The 21,726-nt window shown below is 39.6% G+C and carries 23 protein-coding genes; 2 read left to right on the plus strand and 21 right to left on the minus strand.

Translation table 11 applies throughout. The features are described 5' to 3' along the window. Positions 1 to 71: 71 nt before the first annotated feature. From ACDF53_RS01715 to ACDF53_RS01770, 12 genes are all read right to left on the minus strand, one after another. Complete coding sequence (locus ACDF53_RS01715; RefSeq protein WP_370815294.1) at positions 72 to 1,322, minus strand: MFS transporter; 1,251 nt, start codon at positions 1,320 to 1,322, stop codon at positions 72 to 74. A gap of 318 nt (positions 1,323 to 1,640) precedes the next feature. Then, entirely contained in the window at positions 1,641 to 2,234 is a 594-nt protein-coding gene (locus ACDF53_RS01720; RefSeq protein WP_295783498.1) for a DNA glycosylase, read from the minus strand. Between the two features lie 147 nt (positions 2,235 to 2,381). Beyond that, the gene (locus ACDF53_RS01725; RefSeq protein ID WP_370815295.1) at positions 2,382 to 3,320 is read right to left on the minus strand and encodes a hypothetical protein; all 939 of its coding nucleotides are present in this window, start codon (positions 3,318 to 3,320) and stop codon (positions 2,382 to 2,384) included. 54 nt (positions 3,321 to 3,374) lie between these two features. Next, positions 3,375 to 4,106 (minus strand): sortase, encoded by a 732-nt coding sequence (locus ACDF53_RS01730; protein WP_370815296.1) that lies wholly within the window; start codon positions 4,104 to 4,106, stop codon positions 3,375 to 3,377. Positions 4,107 to 4,392: 286 nt separating this feature from the next. Next, complete coding sequence (locus ACDF53_RS01735) at positions 4,393 to 5,148, minus strand: hypothetical protein (protein ID WP_370815297.1); 756 nt, start codon at positions 5,146 to 5,148, stop codon at positions 4,393 to 4,395. 8 nt (positions 5,149 to 5,156) lie between these two features. Beyond that, complete coding sequence (floA, locus tag ACDF53_RS01740; RefSeq protein WP_059361546.1) at positions 5,157 to 6,113, minus strand: flotillin-like protein FloA; 957 nt, start codon at positions 6,111 to 6,113, stop codon at positions 5,157 to 5,159. Positions 6,114 to 6,149: 36 nt separating this feature from the next. After that, positions 6,150 to 6,614 carry an NfeD family protein gene (locus tag ACDF53_RS01745; protein ID WP_370815298.1) on the minus strand — a complete coding sequence of 155 codons (465 nt, stop codon included), beginning with the start codon at positions 6,612 to 6,614 and terminating at the stop codon, positions 6,150 to 6,152. Between the two features lie 205 nt (positions 6,615 to 6,819). Next, complete coding sequence (uraA, locus tag ACDF53_RS01750) at positions 6,820 to 8,103, minus strand: uracil permease (RefSeq protein ID WP_370815299.1); 1,284 nt, start codon at positions 8,101 to 8,103, stop codon at positions 6,820 to 6,822. A gap of 110 nt (positions 8,104 to 8,213) precedes the next feature. After that, positions 8,214 to 9,557 (minus strand): FtsW/RodA/SpoVE family cell cycle protein, encoded by a 1,344-nt coding sequence (locus tag ACDF53_RS01755; RefSeq protein ID WP_303883445.1) that lies wholly within the window; start codon positions 9,555 to 9,557, stop codon positions 8,214 to 8,216. Position 9,558: 1 nt separating this feature from the next. Next, complete coding sequence (gene trmB, locus ACDF53_RS01760) at positions 9,559 to 10,218, minus strand: tRNA (guanosine(46)-N7)-methyltransferase TrmB (RefSeq protein ID WP_105090170.1); 660 nt, start codon at positions 10,216 to 10,218, stop codon at positions 9,559 to 9,561. A 161-nt stretch (positions 10,219 to 10,379) separates the two neighbouring features. Next, positions 10,380 to 11,063: a carboxymuconolactone decarboxylase family protein gene (locus tag ACDF53_RS01765; RefSeq protein WP_005387811.1), complete on the minus strand. Its 684-nt coding sequence runs from the start codon at positions 11,061 to 11,063 to the stop codon at positions 10,380 to 10,382. 278 nt (positions 11,064 to 11,341) lie between these two features. Beyond that, positions 11,342 to 13,099, minus strand: a complete 1,758-nt coding sequence (locus ACDF53_RS01770) for a 1-deoxy-D-xylulose-5-phosphate synthase (protein ID WP_370815300.1) — start codon at positions 13,097 to 13,099, stop codon at positions 11,342 to 11,344. A 241-nt stretch (positions 13,100 to 13,340) separates the two neighbouring features. On the opposite strand from ACDF53_RS01770, the gene ACDF53_RS01775 reads away from it, so the two are divergent. Continuing rightward, positions 13,341 to 13,838 carry a MerR family transcriptional regulator gene (locus ACDF53_RS01775; RefSeq protein ID WP_370815301.1) on the plus strand — a complete coding sequence of 166 codons (498 nt, stop codon included), beginning with the start codon at positions 13,341 to 13,343 and terminating at the stop codon, positions 13,836 to 13,838. Positions 13,839 to 13,931: 93 nt separating this feature from the next. Here the strand turns inward: ACDF53_RS01775 and ACDF53_RS01780 are convergent, their stop codons facing one another. Both ACDF53_RS01780 and yedE read right to left on the minus strand, forming a co-directional pair. Beyond that, complete coding sequence (locus ACDF53_RS01780; RefSeq protein WP_370815302.1) at positions 13,932 to 14,180, minus strand: DUF3343 domain-containing protein; 249 nt, start codon at positions 14,178 to 14,180, stop codon at positions 13,932 to 13,934. Positions 14,181 to 14,197: 17 nt separating this feature from the next. Next, entirely contained in the window at positions 14,198 to 15,259 is a 1,062-nt protein-coding gene (gene yedE, locus ACDF53_RS01785) for a YedE family putative selenium transporter (RefSeq protein WP_370815303.1), read from the minus strand. A gap of 120 nt (positions 15,260 to 15,379) precedes the next feature. Between yedE and ACDF53_RS01790 the strand changes: the two genes are divergently transcribed. Beyond that, positions 15,380 to 16,537 (plus strand): aminotransferase class V-fold PLP-dependent enzyme, encoded by a 1,158-nt coding sequence (locus tag ACDF53_RS01790; RefSeq protein WP_370815304.1) that lies wholly within the window; start codon positions 15,380 to 15,382, stop codon positions 16,535 to 16,537. Positions 16,538 to 16,587: 50 nt separating this feature from the next. Here the strand turns inward: ACDF53_RS01790 and nifB are convergent, their stop codons facing one another. The 7 genes from nifB to ACDF53_RS01825 form a co-directional block, all read right to left on the minus strand. Then, positions 16,588 to 17,418: a nitrogenase cofactor biosynthesis protein NifB gene (gene nifB, locus ACDF53_RS01795; protein ID WP_227721377.1), complete on the minus strand. Its 831-nt coding sequence runs from the start codon at positions 17,416 to 17,418 to the stop codon at positions 16,588 to 16,590. Positions 17,419 to 17,420: 2 nt separating this feature from the next. Next, positions 17,421 to 18,227, minus strand: coding sequence for a 4Fe-4S binding protein (locus tag ACDF53_RS01800; protein WP_295792345.1), 807 nt, complete (start codon positions 18,225 to 18,227; stop codon positions 17,421 to 17,423). Then, positions 18,220 to 19,083 carry a substrate-binding domain-containing protein gene (locus ACDF53_RS01805; protein ID WP_105085241.1) on the minus strand — a complete coding sequence of 288 codons (864 nt, stop codon included), beginning with the start codon at positions 19,081 to 19,083 and terminating at the stop codon, positions 18,220 to 18,222. Before ACDF53_RS01805 ends, ACDF53_RS01800 begins: the two co-directional genes overlap by 8 nt. A gap of 330 nt (positions 19,084 to 19,413) precedes the next feature. Next, the gene (gene rpsR, locus ACDF53_RS01810; protein WP_004693795.1) at positions 19,414 to 19,644 is read right to left on the minus strand and encodes a 30S ribosomal protein S18; all 231 of its coding nucleotides are present in this window, start codon (positions 19,642 to 19,644) and stop codon (positions 19,414 to 19,416) included. Between the two features lie 39 nt (positions 19,645 to 19,683). Beyond that, complete coding sequence (locus tag ACDF53_RS01815) at positions 19,684 to 20,082, minus strand: single-stranded DNA-binding protein (protein ID WP_004693797.1); 399 nt, start codon at positions 20,080 to 20,082, stop codon at positions 19,684 to 19,686. A 19-nt stretch (positions 20,083 to 20,101) separates the two neighbouring features. Then, on the minus strand, positions 20,102 to 20,386 hold the full coding sequence (gene rpsF, locus ACDF53_RS01820; protein WP_004693799.1) for a 30S ribosomal protein S6: 285 nt from the start codon (positions 20,384 to 20,386) through the stop codon (positions 20,102 to 20,104). Positions 20,387 to 20,528: 142 nt separating this feature from the next. Further along, on the minus strand, positions 20,529 to 21,713 hold the full coding sequence (locus ACDF53_RS01825) for a multidrug effflux MFS transporter (protein WP_370815305.1): 1,185 nt from the start codon (positions 21,711 to 21,713) through the stop codon (positions 20,529 to 20,531). Positions 21,714 to 21,726: the final 13 nt, after the last annotated feature.

The raw sequence follows: 21,726 nt of genomic DNA on the forward strand, positions 1-21,726 counted from the left end.
AGAGAAATCTATGAAGTTATAAAATCTATGAACTAGATTAACTCTATTCATCAGCACTAGTAGATTATATTCTACGCAAGTTTACCATTGCGTTTACGATTTCTAATTTGTTCTTCTTCAGCACGAGCTTTCAAAGAAAGATCTTTTTCAGTACCTACATAACGACCATATAAGAAATAGTACGCAACGAAGGCAAGAAGTGCTACTACAACAGTAACATGGAACATGCTTGTATAACCCACTACCTCTTTAATGGCACCTAAGATGTATGGACCAAAACCTAACCCCATATCTAAGGCAATAAAGTATGTGGATGTGGCAACACCAATACGGTGAACCGGCACAATTTTAACAGTTACGGCTTGACCGTTTGACATAAATGTACCATAACCAAGGCCAACAAACACAGCGGATAAGAGTATTAACCATGTAGAGTGAGCGATGGATAATAAGAAAATACCAAGCGCTAAAGATATGAAGCAAGGGTAAAGAACAAAGTTTTCCCCTTTCATATCAAACACAATACCAAGTAATGGTCTTGTTATAGTAATAACTACAGCATACACAACGAAGAAGAATGTGCCTGCTAAGATAAGATTTAAATCTTTTGTATAGGCTGCCATAAAACCGATAACACCAGAGTATGCAAAGCCTACTAGTACAGAAACAAGACTAATAGAGTTCATACGTGGTTCAATATAATCGGAAATTCTAATGCCCTTACGTTCTTCAGATTCAATATCGAGCTTAGGTTCCTCAAACTTCATAAGAACAGAACCAATACCACAAAGGATGATAAGAGCAACACAGAATGCGATGATAAAGTCATAACCAAGGCTATGTAGCATTAAAATCCCCAAGAATGGGCCTACTGCAGCAGCAAGAGATGTAGATAAGCCATAGTAGTTAATCCCTTCACCACGGCGTGACATTGGAATAATAGCCGCTACGATCGTACTTGTAGCAGTCGATGTAATACCGTACGCAAAACCATTTAAGAAACGAACACTATCAAGCATCAATAAATTAGGTGTATAGAAATACATGGCTGTTGAAATTAAGTAAATCAACAAACCTAGGTATAGCATCTTACGACAGCCTAAGATGCTGATAAACCGTCCTGCTAACAACCGAGCAACAACGGTACCAATAATATAAATACCAACGGCCAAGCCAGCTTGACTTGCTGTAGCATGAAGATTATCCTTTGCTACTACCGCAATAATAACGATTAATAAGTAATAAATCAAAAATACTAAGAAATTAATCAAAGTATCAAGGACAAAGGATCTTGTCCATAAGGCCTCTTTAGCCTTATCCATAATATCAACTCCATTTTCTTAAACTATTGTCAACCATTTGCAACAACGCTTAATTATAAACCTCTCACTCTAAAAATCAAGAATTAAAATGTTATATATCTCATTACTTTTATTTATAATAAGATACATATAATCAATTATAATATAGATATTTCTATTCTAATAATTCACATTAATTTTTGATAATAAAACACCTTTGATCGTTTATATTGTATCCCCGAAGATACGATATAACATCAAAGGTGTTATTTATAACTATTTAGTTAATGACTTTTCTATATAGCAGGTATATCTATATGCTCTACATATCTATACAGATTACTTTGTCTGTAATCCACAAGCCTTAAAGAAGTTTTTATAGGCTTCAGCCTTTTTAGCAAGGCTCAACGGATACGCACGAGATGTAGATGGCAATCGTGTTAACGTCAATTCGCGACCGTTAAACACAAAGGGAATTGTCTCCCCTGTTTTAGGTAATTTAACCTTTTCTGGTAAAAGACTCAACAAAATTTCCGTCGCCTTACCACCTGTGGTACCAATATGTTTACAGTCTGGAATTTGTTCCAACACTTCTGCCAATGGTACAGGTTCAACCACCTTGAGAAATGCATCTGATGCATTCCCCTTTTCGCGTATAGCTTTTAATACAGTAGGACAAGAAGCAATCCCCGCTTCAGATAAGAACGCTTTAATCTTATCCGCATCAAAGGCTTTTTCCTCCCCTTTTCTAAAGTGTTCCTTATCATCAAAGAATACTAAGCCATATACGCGCCACATGTCATTTTGAAAGTTAGGATAATGAAATTCCATAGATCGCTTTTCGGAAGTTGGTGGGAATGTCCCCATCATCATTACCGTCGTATTCTTTGGTAAGAACGGTGGAAATGGTCTCGTTTCAATTGTTTCTGCCACAGAGCATCAACCCCTTTCACAATCTAGTATGAACTCAACTTTCAGCATAATATATGAACTATATCACAAAACTAAATTCTATTAGATACTAGGTAAAACACTAAAAATATTAATAAAACGATAAAGAAATAAGTAAACTACTAGTCCTTATTGACCGATTGGTTGAGATACTAATGTATTAATATGATCAAAGCCTACTGGTGTAGGAGATACGAGATACAAGCATACAACAGCAGCTACAGCAAAGCCAATCGCTAAGTAGGAGAAGCTGCCATGACGTGGAAACTCATACATACCAAAGAGACGAATGCCAATAGCAGCACCAATAGCGGTAATTAAAGATGGTATGGAGAAGATATTGTAAACACCAAATACCACCATAAGACCAGCGTATCCACCTACTACTGTAATCATTGGTAACATACGGTCCATTGGATTAGGAATGGAACGTGTAAGCGCTGCTGGATAATAAGAGGCTTCTACACCAAACATACCCAAGAACAAGTTGAAGTCAGCCCAAATTGTTTCCCATGCACCTCTAAAGGCATCTCGATGATTGCCTACGTACCAAGCAAAGCCTGTAATAATTAAGATGGCTAAACCAGCACAGATGAAATAGTATTCACTAGGAATTTTAGGGCCCGCATAAGCACCTACAGCAGTTACAACAGCACTTAAAATGGATGTAACAATAACGCGATGCAAGCGAGGTCGCTTATTTTCAGGAATGCGTTTGTATACAGTAGCTAACAATTCTAGAACAAAGCAGGCCATAAAGATGGCAATCCCTGCAGCTGGCGCAAAGAACGCAGCAACTAAACTCAAAATAAATGGAATACATAGACGCCATTTAGGGAATAATACAAGATCTTTATAGTCTAAACGAACATCTTGTGTTTCCATTGTAAAGTTGTTGTACACCACAAATAGCAGCATAAAGGCAATAACATCAATCGCGTTAGCGCCCCAAATCAATAGCGTTGGTACGATAATCATCGACAAGGCTACCCCAGATACACGGGACAAACCAGCGGCCGCTATGCCAAGTAAGAAAAACGGTATTAAAGCAGATATAATTTCAAGCATAATATTCCTCCCATCATTGTATAAATTTAAGTATATAGTATCTACCTCACTACATCAAGGAGAGATATATTTTTTCGTAGCTAGCCGCTTTCGTACGGCAGAAGCAGAGCACCCCATCATCTGTGCAATTTTAGCAACACCATACCCTTGAGCACGTAAGTTTTTTATTCTATTTTCGTCTAATTCTAATATATTTGAACGAATTTCTATACCTTGCTCCCGTAAATACATAGCCACCATGCACCCTCGTATACCGTAAGCTAAACCTATATCATCTGTACTCATATGATGATGAATATACAAGTAAGTCATCTCGTCCACCTTTCGAGATGCTTTTGCTTTAAGCGTTGTGCACATTCCCATATGACGCAACACATGATGTACTTTCCATCGGGATATGCCATACATACGTGCAATAGAGTCTGACGTATTTCCACTTTTATAGGCCCTACAGATACGTACCGGATCAATAGCTACATTCTTAGTCGAACGCTGACATGCCAATCCGTATTCTTTCAACCGACTTGCCATCGTCGTAATCGATACATCATAACGCTTCGCTAAAGAATGTAATGACCACTTACCTGACTCATATAGAGCTTGTACATGAACCATATTTATATCCTTCTTCAACGGTCTTCGCTCAATATCATATGCCTTCATACGCCGCATAATAGTATCTACACTACACTGGAAATACTCTGCCACCTCACGAACACTCCACTGTTTCTCTACATATAATTGTTCCAGCAACTGTTTAGGTATAACGCGCACATTACGATACATACTATCACCTTTCCTTGTAGACGAACTCCTTTCCCTATTATTGTGAAAGTTCCATCAAAAAAAGACAATAAAAAAGAGGTTCCTAATAGTCACATAGGTGACCAATAGGAACCTCTTTCCATATGTAATTATATGCACCACATAGGATATGTGCCGTTATAATTGCTATACAACATCTATCCGCAAATAACGATGGTCATGGATCATCAATAATCCAGTAGACGTTATGACCAATATTTGATAGCCATATTTTCTAATGGCTAATAAACGTATTGGCTAACCCAACTTAGCGATATCTGCGTTCAAGAGCCTTAGGCTTACTCAAGATGATAGACCATTTCATGCCTTCTTTTAGAGCATGATTTGATATACGTTTATGACTTGATGTATGAGCACTCGTGGAAGTGATTGGCGAAGTCGTTACCACATTCGTATCAAGGAGTACCTTTCCTTCTTTAGAAGCCTTATCTCGCTTGAATTCGGCCAATCGCTCACTTAAGGTTGGACCTGTAACAGACTCTCTACTTAAACGAGTTGTACTCGTATTAAAGCCAGTTGATTTACTTGAAGTTTTCTTAGATGAAACATGAGTACCTTGTTGCGTTGTAGACGCTTCATCGTAATGATGCTCGGAAGCTAAAACTGTTTGAGCTTTATCATTATTTTGATGCTCTTCAACATGTTTTTCAGATGTCTCCGAATCATCATATTGAAACAGTCTTCCCCCCTTCGGTCTTAAGGGAGCCTCAGGATGCTGATTTTCAATCGGTCTATTTTTAAATATTTCTCGATAGAAATCATCATCATACAACAAGTCCTCAGGCGAAGGTTCTACAGGCTTTTTCTCTATGGAGATACCATATTCACGCTCCATATCCTCCCAAGTCTGGCCAGAACTCGAACTTTCATAGTTATCATAGTCATCAGACTCTTCTGTATTTTTGCTTTTTATAATAGAAAAAGCAATATACGCGATGATACCTAGAACAAATATAGGGTTATGCGAAAAGATGGATAGCACAGAAGACAAAATAGAGTCCATAGCTACTCCTATTCACTATCTGCTAAGTTTTCACGCATTTTAGTGTCTGCAATAATATTATTCATATTGTAGTAATCCATAACGCCAAGATTACCATTTCTGAAAGCTTCTGCCAATGCTTTAGGTACTTCAGCTTGCGCTTCCACAACCTTAGCTTGCATGTCTTGTGTTTTAGCACGCATTTCTTGTTCAGTTGCAACAGCCATAGCACGGCGTTCTTCGGCGCGAGCTTGCGCGATTTTCTTATCCGCTTCCGCTTGGTCAGTTTGCAATTGAGCACCGATGTTACGTCCTACGTCTACGTCCGCAATATCGATGGACAAGATTTCAAATGCAGTACCCGCATCAAGGCCTTTACCCAATACAGTACGGGAGATGTGGTCTGGATTTTCCAATACATCTGTATGCTCTTCAGAGGAACCTACAGTTGTTACGATACCTTCACCAACACGGGCGATAATCGTAGCTTCACCAGCACCACCAACGAGGCGATCAATATTAGCACGTACAGTTACACGAGCACGAACCTTGAGTTCGATACCATTTTTTGCTACTGCAGAGATAATTGGTGTTTCAATAACCTTAGGATTAACGGACATTTGAACCGCTTCCAAAACATCACGACCTGCAAGGTCGATAGCTGCAGAACGTTCGAATGTCAAAGGAATAGATGCACGTTCAGCGGCGATCAAAGCATCTACAACGCGGTCAACGTCACCACCTGCAAGGTAATGCGCTTCAAGCTGATTTACATTAACATCAAGACCTGCTTTATTAGCTTTAATCAAAGGCATTACGATTTGGGATGGATTTACACGACGCAAGCGCATGCCTACGAGTGTAAAGATTCCAACATTAACGCCTGCTGCAAGAGCAGATACCCAAAGGCCTAATGGCACAACATACAAGAACACCATAATCCCAATCAGTAGAATGGGAATCAAGATTAAAATACCTACATCCATAATAACCTCCATTATATACGACGATGTGGTGAAAGCTTAATCACGCTTTCTAACAATATTGCGGCCGCCCACAACACGAAGCACCACAATAGGTGAACCGGCATCGATGAAGTCCCCTTCGGTCACAACATCCACCAAATTACCATCAATTTTAGCAATACCTGCAGGGCGTAGTGTAGTATGAGCTACGCCTTCTTTACCGACTAAGTCATCTAATACATCATTAGATACATAGCCAGCTTTTGTCGTAGATCGTTGCCCTAAGGTAAACAATTTGCCTATCCAAGTCTTTTCAAAGTGATTAAAGAACACGATGATAAGGACAATTAATAAGGCTGTTAATCCTAGTACAGCATATAGCGCCACCGTACCTTCTCCAAGGGCTACATACACACCCCAAAGGAATATACAATAACCGATGAGGCCCAAAATACCGCCTGGAACAACGAGTTCTACAGCCATTAGGGCAATCCCTATAGCCATCCAAATTAAAAACTCCATAGGCCCTCCTCTCTATAATTAATTTTATACAACTTATATACTCATTATACAATATAAAGAATAAATTATAAAGAAAAACAAAAACGACTACTTTCACAGGTTATACCTGATTCAGCAGTCGTTATGTATAGAGTATATTATTTTTAAAAATTACGTTGTTAGGTATCTTCTTAAGATTCTATTTCAACATTAGGCTTGAACAAAATTATACTTCTGTTTTTTTCAATTGGTCATTACCAACGCCTGTTTTTTGAAGAATTAATAAGATAATACTCATAGCCATGCCTACTACAGTAGCAAGACCCATGCCTTTCAATACAACAGGACCTACAGCAAGCTCTGCACCGCTAAGACCTACAACAAGGATAACGGATGTTAAGATCATATTAACAGGATTTGTATAATCTACCTTGCGTTCTACAAGCATGCGCAAACCGGATGCTGCAATGATACCAAATAAGAGAATGGATACACCACCCATAACTGGTACTGGGATAGCATGGATAAGAGCAGCTACTTTACCTACAAAGGAGATAATCATAGCAAGAACTGCAGCACCACCGATAACCCACACACTGAAGCAACGAGTGATAGCGAGTACACCGATGTTTTCACCGTATGTCGTATTTGGTGTAGCACCAAAGAAACCAGAAAGGATGTTCGCAAGACCATCACCGAGCAAAGAACGTTGTAAGCCTGGTTCTTTCATCAAGTCTTTGGATACGATGTTACTAGTTACAACCAAGTGACCTACATGTTCTGCAAATACTACAAAGAGTGCTGGCATAATCATGATGATGGCATTGATATCAAATACAGGCATGCCATAGAACTGTGGTAAAGAGAACCAAGGAGCAGCCTCTACACCAGAGAAATCAACAACGCCCATGAAGGCAGACAAGATATAGCCGGAAACAACGCCAATCAAAACAGGGATTACAGCTAAGAAGCCACGGAACACAACAGTACCAAGCAAGGTAACAACTAAGGAAAACATAGAAATAAATACAGCTTGACTGTGGCTCATGCCCAAGTCTTGATTACCAATAAGGCCAGACATACTCATCGCTACTGGCGCCAATTCTAAACCAATAATAGCAACGATAGCACCCATGGCAGCCGGTGGGAATAACTTATCGATCCAACGAGTACCAATATAGCGAACTAGAACAGATAAAATCACAAAGGATAAGCCAAATACAACGAAGGCACCTTTAGCTGCCTCATAACCGAGGCCGGCAGATAATACACCAGCTACAGGAGCAATGAAAGCAAAGCTAGAACCGAGGTATGCAGGGATTTTACCTTTACATACGAATAGGTATAACAATGTGCCAATACCATTCATAAATAAAGCTGTTGCAGGATCTACTTTTAATAAATATGGTACTAATACAGTAGAGCCAAACATAGCAAATAAATGTTGGAAACTAAGTGGCAACATACGCCCCCAAGACGGGCGCTCTTGAATATCAATATAATCCTTCATTTTTTCCTCTCACCACAATAACAACACTAGGTTCCAACGCTATACCCGGTATGATATAGCATTGGATTTTACACATATATGTTACTCTTATGAAACATAAGAATTACACATCAATTTTTAGGTCTCGGACGTCTACGCGTTGGCCTTCTAGGCTCTCTAGGTCTAAACGGACCAGGCATTTCAGTCTTGTCTGTTTCTTGAGTAGCCTTAGGTTTGAAGCGGCTTTGTGTCTCTTCACGCAAGGATGGTAAATCCTCAGCCGTACCAACTTGTTTTACACCTTCTACATTACGACGACCAACACTAGCTAACAAGCCTATGGCCATAAAGTTCATTAACAATGAAGAACCACCATAACTAATAAATGGCAAAGGCACACCTGTTACCGGCATAATACCGCAAACCATGGCAATATTAAACAATGCTTGCCCACTGATGAGCAAGGTTATGCCCATAGCTAACCATCTACCAAATTCATCACGAGATTTATTAGCAATGCGGAAACCAAAGTATGTAAAGGCCGCTACCAAGAGAACGACAAAGACAGCACCGACAAAGCCCATTTCTTGAGCCCACACGGCAAATGCAAAATCTGTATGAGCCTCTGGCAAGTAAAAGTACTTAGATGTACCTTGCATAAAACCTTCCCCAAGAATGCCACCAGAGCCTACAGCCAAAAGGCCTTGCACAGTTTGATAGCCCATATCTTGCGCATGAGGCCAAGGATCGAACCAAGACTGAATCCGTTCCCAACGATACGGCGACATACGAGCTGCAATGAAGCCTATCACACCAGCTACGGCGAAGGCACCACCAAAGAATCGTCCATCAAAGCCTGCTAAATAAATGAGTATGAAAGAGAACCCAAAAATTAGTACAGTAGTCCCCATATCTGGTTGCAAGATGGTTAGAACTGCAAAGATTATAGGCCAAACTAACATTGGCAACATATAACCTACCCGTTCTCCCACATAACCTTGTAAATTCGTTAGTGGATTATTATATCTCGCTTTTCCCCATTTTCTCATAGTACTCAACTTAGCCGATGTCCATATTATGGCCGCTAACTTGGCAAATTCCGATGGCTGTATCGATACGGGACCGATAACAATCCACCGGCGAGCACCATTAATGACAGAGCCAGCCACTAGGACTAACACCATACCTATGAGTGTTACAATCATGATGCGTTGCAACATATGTGGCTTTTGTAGTTGTCTATAATCATACCGATATAACACTACACCTATTGCCATCGAAAACAATAGGAAGCCCATATGTTTTGTAAAGTAGCCTAAGAGCCCTGTATTTTCGTAAATAGAGCTTATATAGGTGGCACTGAAGATATTTACACTACCTATAATTGTGATGAGCAATATAGGTAAAAGCATACCTTGTAAATCATTTTTAAAGAGTGAGCCCCACCGACTATCCCCCTTATTCGGTGTTTCCATCTTAAGCCTCCTTTTGTACTTTTGGCTTAATTGCTTCTAAGCGGAAAATAGGTTGCCCTTTAGCACTGAACTTCTCTTCATACTCAGTTTTTACATTTGGAAGATCTGTGCTATGTAAGTCATAGGTTACATTCTTAAGTTCCCATCCACATTCTTTGAATTCTTCAAGAGAGAACATAAATAAACCTTCGTTATCAGTTTTAAAGTGAACCTCGCCACCATCTTTTAAAAGACGGGCATAACGATCGAGGAATGTATGGTATGTGAGGCGACGCTTAGCATGTTTTGCCTTAGGCCATGGATCACAGAAGTTGATGTAGAAACGATCTACTTCACCAGGCGCTACAACCTCTTCAATGCCAGCGATATCAAAAAGGGATACCTTAGCATTATCACGCTCTGCTTCAAAGATTTTTTGTGCTGCATAATAAATTACGCCAATTTGAACTTCAAAACCTACAAAGTTAGCATCTGGATACGCTTCAGACATACCGGCAATAAAACGACCCTTACCTGTACCAAGTTCCATATATAATGGTCGTTCAGGATGTGCAAATAACTCACGCCATTTGCCCTTGTACTGTTCCTGGCCGGACAAAATAATATGAGAGTCATATTCGTGGATAGCTTCATCAATCCACGGTTTTCTACGAAGGCGCATACTTTCTCCTTACATCTATATTAACTATTAATTATATCTATTATTACAGGTCATATACCTATCTTATTAATTATAGAAAAGGGGGAGTTAAACGTCAATTACATTTCCCTTCTCATACACATAAAAAAGACCTACTTCCAAAGAAGTAGGTCTTTATATTCTTAGAAAATCAAAGATTCAAGATTTTCAATTTGATATTTGCTGAGGCCAAGCTCAGATAAACTCTTTTCAGATGCAGCGAATAGATTATTTTTACCTACACGCGTACCTAAAGCTGCGGCAGCGACCAATTCACGGTCCAATTTACCAAGGCGAGAGCGATTACGATTTTGCGGTTTTGGTTTCTTCATACGGAACGTATTGTATTGAACCGCTTCTTTTGTATCCTCATTTTTAGCCTTAGCCAAAGCAGCCCCATTAGTGCCATTCCCCAATAAAGCACTAAGTCCTGTTTGCTTTGGAACCATTTTTTCGTAATCAGCGCCAAACTCAGGACGCTCCTCACGTAATTGATCAAATGTAGCTAATGCTGCATTCATTTGCTTTAAACCAGCAGCAGAGTAAAGTTGACGAATCGCAATACTCACCTCTTGCGGTGTCAACGTACCTCGCTCAATAGCAGAGGCGATTGTACTTTTCAATGCACCTTGATCACCGGATGCCGTATAGCGACCAATATCAACCAAGTCTTTTTGACGTGCATTGAGTTCTTTAGGCGTATATATGTTTATCTCAGATATAGACGGTGCCTGCTTAGAAGGCTGTTCTCCCGCCCCATTAGCCTCAGACATATAGCCACCGGCGACGATGGCCACGGCTAATGTTAAGGTTAATACTTTTTTCAACGTCTTACAATCTCCCTTTTCATTAATACTTACTTATATAATACTGTGATATTTTTGTACATTAACAACAAACTTGTTCTACTGTAATACATACTGTAGATAATATTATATAATACTTCATCTAATTTTTATAGTCCTATTCGAAAAAAATCTATAATCTTTTAACAAATTTTATATTTTTATAAAATATAAAACAAAAAGTAATGCAGTAGAAACAGGGCAAAACCATATTTCTACTGCATTTGTAAATAAAATTATTCATTTAATATTTTATCAAACTAAATGGATAAAATTTGTTTTGCATCCGCCACAATCTGATCTAGAGAAACGCCATTTTCTCGTAACAATTCCGTTGCATCATAACGATCGTGGAATTCTTTAGCAATACCATAGTTCTTTACGCGTACATCAGATGGTCCATAGAAGCTAGCTACACGTTGTCCCCAACCGCCTTCAACTACGCCATCTTCCAATGTAAATACTACAGAATGATTTGCTTCCAATTTTTCCAGTAATGCTTCATCAATACCAGAAGCAAATTTAGGGTTAACTACAGTTGCATGAATACCGTCTTTAGCCAATTCATCAGCCACTTGATTAGCTAGATGATAGAAATTACCAAGGCCTAATAAGGCAATGCGTTCACCATGACGAGTCACTTCAGATTTATTTAAAATGCTGTAATCAGTCGTATCGGCTACACCAGTAGATGTAAATTCACCTACAGGAACACGAATAGCCACAGGATGCTCGTGTTGATGCACTGCATATTCCGTCATAGCCAACAATTCTTCATTATTAGTAGGTGCTAAGTATACTAAGTTAGGAATGCTTGTAAGCATAGGAATATCAAAGAATCCTAAATGCGTAACATCGTTCATGCCATATACAGATGCCATATGATTGATAATAACCGCACTGTTATTATTTACACAAAGATCTTGCACCAATTGGTCATAAGCGCGTTGTAAGAAGGTACTATCTACACTGAACACTGGCTTACCGCCATTTTTTGCAATACCAGAACTCATTGCAATAGCATGTTCTTCCGCAATGCCTACGTCGATATATTGTTTACCAGCTTCGTTACGCCATTCAGAGTTAAAGCCAAAGCCACCTGGTGTCCCTGCATTAATAGCTACCACTGTTGGATCTACTTTAATTTGTTCCATCAAATAGTCCGCAATTGTACCAGCATAGGTCGGACCATGATGTTCCTTTTTGAGTTTACCTGTTTCTAAATCAAATGGCCTTGTCCAGTGGAAGGCCTCTTTATTTTGCTCTGCAATAGCATAACCCTTACCTTTTTGAGTAACAATATGTAAAACTATAGGATGGTTAATATCTTTTACATCCTTAAACACATTGATTAATGTTTCCAAATCATTGCCATCGGCTACAAAACGATAATCCAAACCAAGAGCCTTAAAGATATTGTTAGAGCTTTCACCATTAGACTCGCGCAATTCACGAAGGCCACGATACAAACCACCATGGTTTTCTGCAATGGATTGGTCATTATCGTTGACGATAATAATCATATTGCTATCTAATGTGGCCGCATAATCTAGACCCTCAAAGGCTTCCCCACCAGATAAAGAACCATCACCAATGATAGCGATAATATTTTCAGAGTCTCCCTTTAAATTCCGAGCAGTAGCTAGGCCAGATGCTAAGGAGATAGATGTGGATGTATGACCAATATTAAAGAAATCATGCTCACTTTCAGTAGGATCTGTATAACCTGTTACATCATCATAATGATCGTGATCTAAGAACGCCAATGCACGACCTGTGACCATTTTATGTACATAAGACTGATGAGACACGTCATAAACAATCTTATCTACAGGAGAATTAAATACATAGTGCAAGGCCATAATCATTTCCGCTACGCCCATAGGAGGGCCAAAATGACCACCATGCTCAGAAACCTTTGTCATAAGAGCTTGACGAGCTTGTGCTGTTAAGTCTGTTAATTCAGAAATAGATAAGCCTTTTAAATCGGCTGGAGATTTTATATCAATTAAGTTCATATGTGTTCCTTTCATTAGGTGTCATATAACAATACAACCTCTAGAATTTGTATTGTATTACTAACCGTGCTATACTGTATGTCCAGTATGTAATAAGTATAGAACTTAAAGTTAGGTTTAAGTCAAGTGAGACCGTAAAATTTAAATTTAACCTTTTAAAATATACATATATTATATGCCCAATACATTACTCCTGAAACTAAATCATTTACAATTTAATATGAACCTATAAGGAGGTCCTATGACATATACTGTTGGCGAAATTGCCAAAAAACTAAATGTAGCACCTTCTACATTGCGTTACTATGATAAAGAAGGTCTATTACCCTTCGTAGAACGTTCTGCTGGTGGTATCCGTGTATTCCATGACACAGATATGGATTGGTTAGAATTGATTGAATGCATGAAGCATACCGGTATGCCTATTAAAGAAATCAAACATTTTATCGACTACTGCGTCGAAGGTGATAGTCGCATTAATGAAAGATTATCTATTATCAAAAATCAACGAGATCGCGTATTAGTAGAAATCGAAAGCCTACAAGCACGCTTGTCCATGCTAGAATTTAAAACATGGTTTTATGAACAAGCTCAGGCAAATGGAACTACTAGTTTTTATGAAAGCTTAACACCTGATGACGTTCCTGTAGAGTATCATAAATATTTCGAACGCAAATGGCGCGCTGATAAAGAAGCCGCTGAAAAAGGTGAATCACCTAAAAAATATAGAGCTGTATAACAAAAGAGGAGCTATTCAACGGATAGCTCCTCTTTTACATTACATAATGATTATAAAACCACTTAGATTAGCAACGCTAAGAGGCTCTAAGGTCTATTTATTGGGACTTTCAAATATAGTTCTATACCCCTCATCAGTGACAGCAACGATTTGCTCAATCTCCTCTGTAGGATCATCTGTAAACGTAAAGCTTTCACCGGCATCAAAAGATGCACTTGTACCACAGGAAGAACTCAAATCGCGTGGCACCGGACGAAGTTCTATATTTGTTACCCCTTCAGGAGCCTCTCGTTTAAAACGAATGGCTCCAAAGTGAGAGTAAAACGTAGCAATATATTTCATAGTCACTCATTTCTAACTCAAGCATTGGCACGTTTTGTATTAACTACAGCAATAATAAGTGCTACCACAAAACCAACACCTACAGCAATTTCACCATTTAATGTAGGGCCTGCACCAGAAGCGGCTAAGCCAAAATTATGAGCAAATGCTGCACCAGCGGCAAGGCCAAGTACAGTAACAGCGGAATCGGAATTACCTTCACCAGTCATAATCAATTGGCGCAACGGACAACCGCCAAGCAATACGCTACAGAAACCAGCAAGCGCCATACCTAGGAAGTTCCACAATCCATCTGTATGTGCAATCGGTTGGTTTTCAAAGCCAAGATGGAAATTGCCAAAGCTAACATTTACAACAAATACACCAATGAGAACAGCTAAATAACCAAAGATAAGGATGGATTTTTTGAACAAGAATAAATCGCGGAATCCACCAACGGTGCAAAGTCGGCTAACTTGAGATAAGCCACCTACCACGAGGCCTGCCGCCAATGAAATCAACCAAGGTGCATGCATAGCGCCAGGACCTTTTTGACTAAAGAAGATAAAGGCTGGAGCCGCTACTACTAAAACTAGCAAACCAACTTGGATAGCAGGCATCATAGCGGATTCTAATTTACTCAATGTATAGGTACGCTGTAAAGAATAACCTTTTTTCAAGAATATCGTACCAAAGCCGATACCACCTGCAAAACCAGCAATACCGAACAACGCATTTAAGTCACCGCCGCCAAGTCTTAAAATCATACGAATCGGACAACCGAGGAACATCAAAGCACCAATCATAACAAAGAAGCCGAGAATAAATCGAATAATTGGAGAAGAACCACCTTTGCTTTGGTGTTCACCACGAATCATGGATAATAAATAAGCACCTAAAATAAGACCAATAATTTCTGGGCGAATGTACTGTACCGGAGCAGCACGATGTAAACCTAGCCCACCGACAGTATCGCGAACAAAGCAAGCAATACAGAAGCCCATATTACCTGGATTTCCAGCTAATACGAGGAAGCCCGCGATAGCACCAATAATGAGGCCTGCAATAATTAAATTCCGTTTTTCATGAGACCCACTCATAGTAAACTCCTTTCAAACTACAAACACAAAAATTCTATGAGTACATGCTCCTATCCTATACCACATGCTACTCATGATATAATAGCCATAAATATACATTGTTATTTATGGAGATTATCTATGGACTATATCTATTTAGACAATGCAAGCACTTCATTTCCAAAAGCACCAACAGTCGCCACCGCTATGTCCGACTATATAACGAACCGTGGCATAAACATCAACCGTGGATCCTATGCTCTCGCCTACGATGTAGAGGATATTATCTATACAACGAGACAACGACTAAATACCTTATTCAATGGTCATGATCCATCTCACGTAACCTTTACGCAGAATGTGACAATGAGCTTAAATATGGTCATCAAGGGCCTGTTGAAAGACGGTGATCATGTACTCGTTAGCTCTATGGAGCACAACGCAGTTATGAGACCTCTTACCCAACTACTGGATAAGGGCATTACCTTTGATATTATTCCTTGTGACAAAACTGGCTCCATCCAACTTGAAAGTATAGAAGCTCTCATTCGCCCCAATACAGTGGCTATAATTATTAATCACGCATCCAATGTATGTGGCACCATACAGCCTATTGAATCAATAGGTACCATCTGCAAGGCTCATAATCTACATTTCATTGTAGACGCAGCCCAAACAGCAGGTGTTATTCCTATTGATGTAAAAGCATGTCATATAGATGCACTCTGCTTTACAGGTCATAAAGGATTATTAGGCCCCCAAGGTATTGGTGGTATTATATTGACCAAAGAAATGGCTCAAACCTTAACACCTCTTATCGCTGGTGGTACAGGTAGCTTCTCGCATCTAGAAACGATGCCTACTAACATGCCCGACGCCTTTGAAGCAGGCACGTTAAATCTACCTGGCATCATCGGACTCAATGAAGGGCTCTCCTATATTGAGTCACAAGGCATGGAGAACATTCACAACCACGAGCTAGCTTTGACAAAAGCCTTCCTCGAAGGTTTACATTCAATAACTGGAGTTAACATCATCGGCAAACAAGATATCCAAGATAGAACAGCCGTCGTATCTATCACAATTGATGATATGGATGCTGCCAGTATTGCATATGAACTAGAGTCAAAGTATCACATCATGACACGCGTCGGACTACACTGTGCCCCACGAGCACACCAAACGCTAGGTACCTATCCAGAAGGAACCGTGCGCTTCTCCTTTGGCTATGCCAATACACTTGAAGATGTAGATATGGCATTATCTGCACTACATACAATCCTGAAAAATACTAAATAATAATTATCACCGTTAAGGCTATATACTCTGGTATATAGCCTTTTATGCTTCTACGCTTCACACAAACGACCGATAGCATCAGCTCTACAGCGCTTACAGTGCGTCATCTGTGGCACATAGTGACCAATAAATTGACGCATATTGTCGATTTCTTCTGCAGTCGGTCCTCGATGGTTTTCAAAGGCTGTATCATGAACTGGAATCATAGCAATACAGTTCATCAAATCTACGCCCCATGCTTCCGCTTGTTTAGCGATAGCTGGTACATGGTCCATATTTACATCAGGTACTACTACAGTATTAATCTTAACGATGATGTTCTTTTCCTTTAATTTACGAATACTTTCAGCCTGACGTTCTAATAAGATACGGGCCCCATCAATCCCCTTATAGATGTTCCCATCATAGCGAACCATGGAATACACATGTTTAGCAATCTCTGGATCAATAGCATTAGCCGTAATCGTTACATGAGTAATCCCTAAATCAGCGATTTCATCGACATAATCAGGCACTGCCAAGCCATTACTAGATAAACAGAGCATGACGTGAGGGAAATCTTTTTTTACAAGACGGAATGTTTCAAGTGTCTTATCCGCATCACACATAGGATCTCCAGGTCCTGCAATGCCCACAACAGAAATATCCTTACGTGCATCAAATACCTTATGCACAAAGGCTGCTGCCTCTTGTGGCGTATAAACATGTTGCGTCACGCCCGGTCTATTTTCGTTAGCGCAATCGTACTTGCGATTACAATAATTACATTGAATATTACAATTCGGTGCAACTGGCAAATGTAAACGTCCCCAATTAGCGGCAGCATCCTTGTTGTAACATGGATGATTTTGTAGGAAACTTTGTCCTTGAACTTCTTTCATAATTAACCTTTCCGACCAAATCTAATAGCATCTTTATGGCATACATGCAAACAGTCACCACAGTTGGTGCAATTCATTTCATTTGGTCGTGTACCCATTTCACAAACACGTAGACACGCATCACAATCGTCACAATCACTAGTTTTATATACTTTAAAAATGGAAATTTTCCGTAATAATTCCATTACCCCACCAAATGGACATACAAAGCGACACCAAGCATTGGCGATGATAAGGGAACCAGCAATAATGGAGACGACCGTTATAGTGCGAGCCGCCCAATACCATTCGGAGAACTGCATAGATAAAATGACAGCATTAAAATATTCATCGCTCGTCCGAATTGGAATCATAATGCGGGGATTACCAAATTTGAAGTATACTACGAGCCCTAAAATTATAGTGACTACCATGCCGAGTTGAAGGAATCGCATGTAATGTTTACGATTTCTTAATGGTCCCATAGATATTTTTCCTAGCATTTGGTTAACCCACCCACTTGGGCAGAACCAACTACAAAATGCTCGACCAAAGAATACGACCATAATGGGCAGAATAATCCACCAAGCATAGAAATATGTCGTAATACGGCCCCAGCAGGTAATCATGGAACAGCTTTCACAGTTTACAAATGGCACAATATAAGGGCATCGGAATATGCCATAATATACCCATTTCCCCATAATAAAGAGGAAAATAAACTGTACGATACGACGCCAAAGCGTTAAATTCTTAGGGGCTTGTTTACCAGATATACCAGAACTGCCTTGGGACCTACAGGATGTAGATGACGGACAATGACTACACATCTTTCACACCAAACCTTTCTATCAAATCGAGACCTCTCGCACTATGAACGGATGTAAATCCGTGATTTTCTAAGATTTGTTGCCCTTCTTGGGAGCGTGTAAATTCAATATAGTCCGCAGCCAATGCACGATCTTGTACATATTTCATTGTATTAATGGTGAAAGTAAGTGGTGCAGGCGGCACAAATTGTGCAGGAATGGAGAAGTACTCAATACGATCCTTGAATCGATCATGTGTAGTAAGTCGCTTTTCAATGATAGATACATCTGCTTTACCTTCTACAAGGTCACACATCATGGAGATTACACAAGCATTTTCGGCTATCATATTCTTCATAATGCCATCAGTTAATCCTGACAGTTTCATAATTCCCTTTACAGAGGCACTACCAGGAGGTGATGCACCTAATGGCAACATAACGCGTACACCGGGCTCTGCCATATCCTTCAAATCACGAATTCCTGCTGGATTTCCCTTAGGTGTAACGATGACATAATCCGTAAAACATAATGGTTCAAAAGCAATGCTTACGCCCTTTTTGCGCATGTTCTTTGCTAACTCTAAGCCGCGAGCCCCAAAGACTTCGGTGCGGCTTTTTTCGGCAAGCAACGATTTACCAATAGCACCTGCAAAGGCACCAGTGTACTGAATATTGTGCCCTGTATGCATCGTATAGACTTGGTTTAAATCAAGGAATGCTTCCGACAAACCTCCACAAGTCCATACTTGCAATGAATCAGACTGTGTTGGCTTATAGGCACCGCGTATAAATGACGGTACAGCTGACGCAGCTGCTAACGCTAAAGCACCACCAATAAACTGGCGACGGGATATATCCTTTTTCAAAAATCCCATGTACTTACCACCTTTCACTGAACTTTACAGTACTAAGCATATACTCACATTATAGTATAAAAGCTATAAACTTTTCTGATTACATGCATAAATTTAATTAATTCAGCTATATAGATTAATCATATAGAATCCGTTTTTAAAGGCATAATTATAAATTTTCATCATATATTTCTATATCTATTATATTGAATATTTGTTACACTCAGTAAATATGATAATCCCTGAGAATCAAAGGAATATAAAAAGAGACTATGCGTTTAAAGCATAGTCTCTATTCATAAAAGCAAAAAGGCGGCACAACCAAATGGTTGTACCGCCTTGATTCATCAATTATTCAGCAGTGAATGGCAATAAAGCAATTGCACGTGCACGTTTGATAGATGTAGTCAATTTGCGTTGATGTTTTGCGCAAGTACCGGAAATACGACGAGGTAAGATTTTGCCGCGTTCAGTCGTAAAACGACGAAGTTTAGCAACGTCTTTATAGTCGATTTGATCGATATGGTCTGCACAGAAAACGCATACTTTTCTTCTTGGCTTTCTGCCTCTATCTCTTCTCATTGCGAATCCTCCTTTTCGAATTAGTAGGAGTCCCTGACACTAGAACGGGATGTTTTCGTCATCGCCGCCTGTACTGAAACTATCAAAATTGGACCCACCTTCGAAAGAATTAGTATTCATATCAAGGGATTGGCCCACAAAGTTCGCTACTACTTCAGTAACGTACCGTTTTTGACCGTCCTGAGTCTCGTAAGAACGAGTTTGCAAACGACCTTCTACAAAGCAACGACTGCCTTTACGAAGATTGCCTGCCGCTTCACCAAGTTTACCCCAAGCAACGCAGTTGATGAAAGCAGTTTGTTCTTTCGTCTCATTTGTTGTGGAATCAATATAGGTGTTTGTGGCAGCTACTGTGAAAGTTGCTACCGCACGACCAGTTTTGGTATAGCGTACTTCAGGATCACGAGCTAAATTACCTAGAATTTGTACAGAGTTCATGTTTTCCTCCAGGCTTTAATTATGCTTCGTGTTTAACAATTAGATGTCTTAGGACTTCATCGTTGATTTTCAATACACGATCGATTTCTTTGATTTCAGCAGGAGCTGCTTCAAAGTTGATCAATACATAGAAACCGTCAGTGAATTTCTTCACAGCGTAAGCAAGACGACGCTTGCCCCAACGATCTACCTTTTCTACTGTGCCGCCTACACGAGCAATTAAAGCTTCTACTTTTTCAATAACAGCGTTAGTTGCTTCCTCTTCAGCTGGTTTCACAATAAACATGACTTCGTATTTGTTCATACAAAATCACCTCCTCTTTCGGACTAATGCCCCTATCGACACATAGGGGTAGGAAGTGCTTACCATCAATAAGCCTTACTATTATAACCTAAAAAAAGAATGAAAGCAAGAGCTCAAATTTAAGCCCTTGCTTTCACCAATATTATATACGATTATATTTTTCATCTTCAGGAAAGGCGATAATGGCACAAATAATAACAAATAATGTAATGACCCCCATCATAGGATCTGCAGTATCGTTTGGTAAGAAGGTAAGCATCAACGATGATACAATACCACTACCATATTGCATAGCCCCTAGTAATGCCGCCCCAGACCCAGCCATTCTACCTGCTCTATCTAATGCTAATGCATTTGTTACAGCTGCAATGATACCATTCATGGAGAAGAATAAGAAGCAGCCAATAACGATTAACCACAGTGAATGGTAACCTAAAACCATCAAGCCCATTACAACGGATACACAAATAGCTGCAAATAATGTGGCATATCGCAATAATCTATCAAGGCGTATAGCACTTACAATACGACGATTGATTGCGCTCAGTAACATGACACCAATAATATTAACAGAAAATAGATAACCAAAATACTCTTTTGGCACCTCATAGACATCAATATATACATAAGGCGAGCCTGTTAAAAACGCATAGATAGCAATATAAAAGGAACTAACACATAGCGTATACTTCATAAAGCCTTTGTTACGTAATAAAATCCAATAATTATTATAGGTATGGCTTATAGATTTTTTACTGCGCTTCTCTACAGGATGTGTTTCAGGAATAACTAATACGGCAACGAGCATCAAAATACCAATAGCAACTAATAACCAAAAGATTGAATGCCAAGTATACCACACGAGTAGATGCCCAGCGAGCATCGGCCCAGCTATGGGAGCTATGGCCATAACAATAGCTAATGTAGATAACATTTTTGCCGCCTCAGTCCGACCATATAAGTCACGAATCATAGCCCGTGATAACATAGGCCCTACGCAGGCTCCAAATGCTTGGAACACGCGCCAAGCTAGTAATTCTAGCATAGATGAACTCAAGGCACAGCCTACTGAGCCTATGATAAATAAGACTATCCCCATAATAAGCGGCTTCTTACGACCAATTTTATCGCTAACAGCGCCCCAAAAAAGCTGAGCTAGCGCAAAACCTATTAAGAAACCAGTCAACGTTAACTCTGCATCACCATGGAGATCACGCCCCATCTCTGGCATGGCAGGCAAATAAATATCCGTCGATAACGACGTAAACGCCATCAAAGCACTTAATATAGAAGTAAAAAGCCATCCCTTATTGCTAATCGTCAGCATAAAGACACCACTT

The organism is Veillonella sp. (assembly GCF_041333735.1).
Classification (GTDB): Bacteria; Bacillota; Negativicutes; order Veillonellales; family Veillonellaceae; genus Veillonella.

Bases quoted from the DNA above. Each gene is read 5' to 3' on its own strand.
- ACDF53_RS01715 (WP_370815294.1), bottom strand. From the start codon at position 1,322: ATGGATAAGGCTAAAGAGGCCTTATGGACAAGATCCTTTGTCCTTGAT.
- ACDF53_RS01725 (WP_370815295.1), bottom strand. From the start codon at position 3,320: ATGCTTGAAATTATATCTGCTTTAATACCGTTTTTCTTACTTGGCATA.
- ACDF53_RS01730 (WP_370815296.1), bottom strand. From the start codon at position 4,106: ATGTATCGTAATGTGCGCGTTATACCTAAACAGTTGCTGGAACAATTA.
- ACDF53_RS01735 (WP_370815297.1), bottom strand. From the start codon at position 5,148: ATGGACTCTATTTTGTCTTCTGTGCTATCCATCTTTTCGCATAACCCT.
- floA (WP_059361546.1), bottom strand. From the start codon at position 6,113: ATGGATGTAGGTATTTTAATCTTGATTCCCATTCTACTGATTGGGATT.
- ACDF53_RS01745 (WP_370815298.1), bottom strand. From the start codon at position 6,614: ATGGAGTTTTTAATTTGGATGGCTATAGGGATTGCCCTAATGGCTGTA.
- uraA (WP_370815299.1), bottom strand. From the start codon at position 8,103: ATGAAGGATTATATTGATATTCAAGAGCGCCCGTCTTGGGGGCGTATG.
- ACDF53_RS01755 (WP_303883445.1), bottom strand. From the start codon at position 9,557: ATGGAAACACCGAATAAGGGGGATAGTCGGTGGGGCTCACTCTTTAAA.
- trmB (WP_105090170.1), bottom strand. From the start codon at position 10,218: ATGCGCCTTCGTAGAAAACCGTGGATTGATGAAGCTATCCACGAATAT.
- ACDF53_RS01770 (WP_370815300.1), bottom strand. From the start codon at position 13,099: ATGAACTTAATTGATATAAAATCTCCAGCCGATTTAAAAGGCTTATCT.
- ACDF53_RS01775 (WP_370815301.1), top strand. From the start codon at position 13,341: ATGACATATACTGTTGGCGAAATTGCCAAAAAACTAAATGTAGCACCT.
- ACDF53_RS01780 (WP_370815302.1), bottom strand. From the start codon at position 14,180: ATGAAATATATTGCTACGTTTTACTCTCACTTTGGAGCCATTCGTTTT.
- yedE (WP_370815303.1), bottom strand. From the start codon at position 15,259: ATGAGTGGGTCTCATGAAAAACGGAATTTAATTATTGCAGGCCTCATT.
- ACDF53_RS01790 (WP_370815304.1), top strand. From the start codon at position 15,380: ATGGACTATATCTATTTAGACAATGCAAGCACTTCATTTCCAAAAGCA.
- nifB (WP_227721377.1), bottom strand. From the start codon at position 17,418: ATGAAAGAAGTTCAAGGACAAAGTTTCCTACAAAATCATCCATGTTAC.
- ACDF53_RS01800 (WP_295792345.1), bottom strand. From the start codon at position 18,227: ATGTGTAGTCATTGTCCGTCATCTACATCCTGTAGGTCCCAAGGCAGT.
- ACDF53_RS01805 (WP_105085241.1), bottom strand. From the start codon at position 19,083: ATGGGATTTTTGAAAAAGGATATATCCCGTCGCCAGTTTATTGGTGGT.
- rpsR (WP_004693795.1), bottom strand. From the start codon at position 19,644: ATGAGAAGAGATAGAGGCAGAAAGCCAAGAAGAAAAGTATGCGTTTTC.
- ACDF53_RS01815 (WP_004693797.1), bottom strand. From the start codon at position 20,082: ATGAACTCTGTACAAATTCTAGGTAATTTAGCTCGTGATCCTGAAGTA.
- rpsF (WP_004693799.1), bottom strand. From the start codon at position 20,386: ATGAACAAATACGAAGTCATGTTTATTGTGAAACCAGCTGAAGAGGAA.
- ACDF53_RS01825 (WP_370815305.1), bottom strand. From the start codon at position 21,713: ATGCTGACGATTAGCAATAAGGGATGGCTTTTTACTTCTATATTAAGT.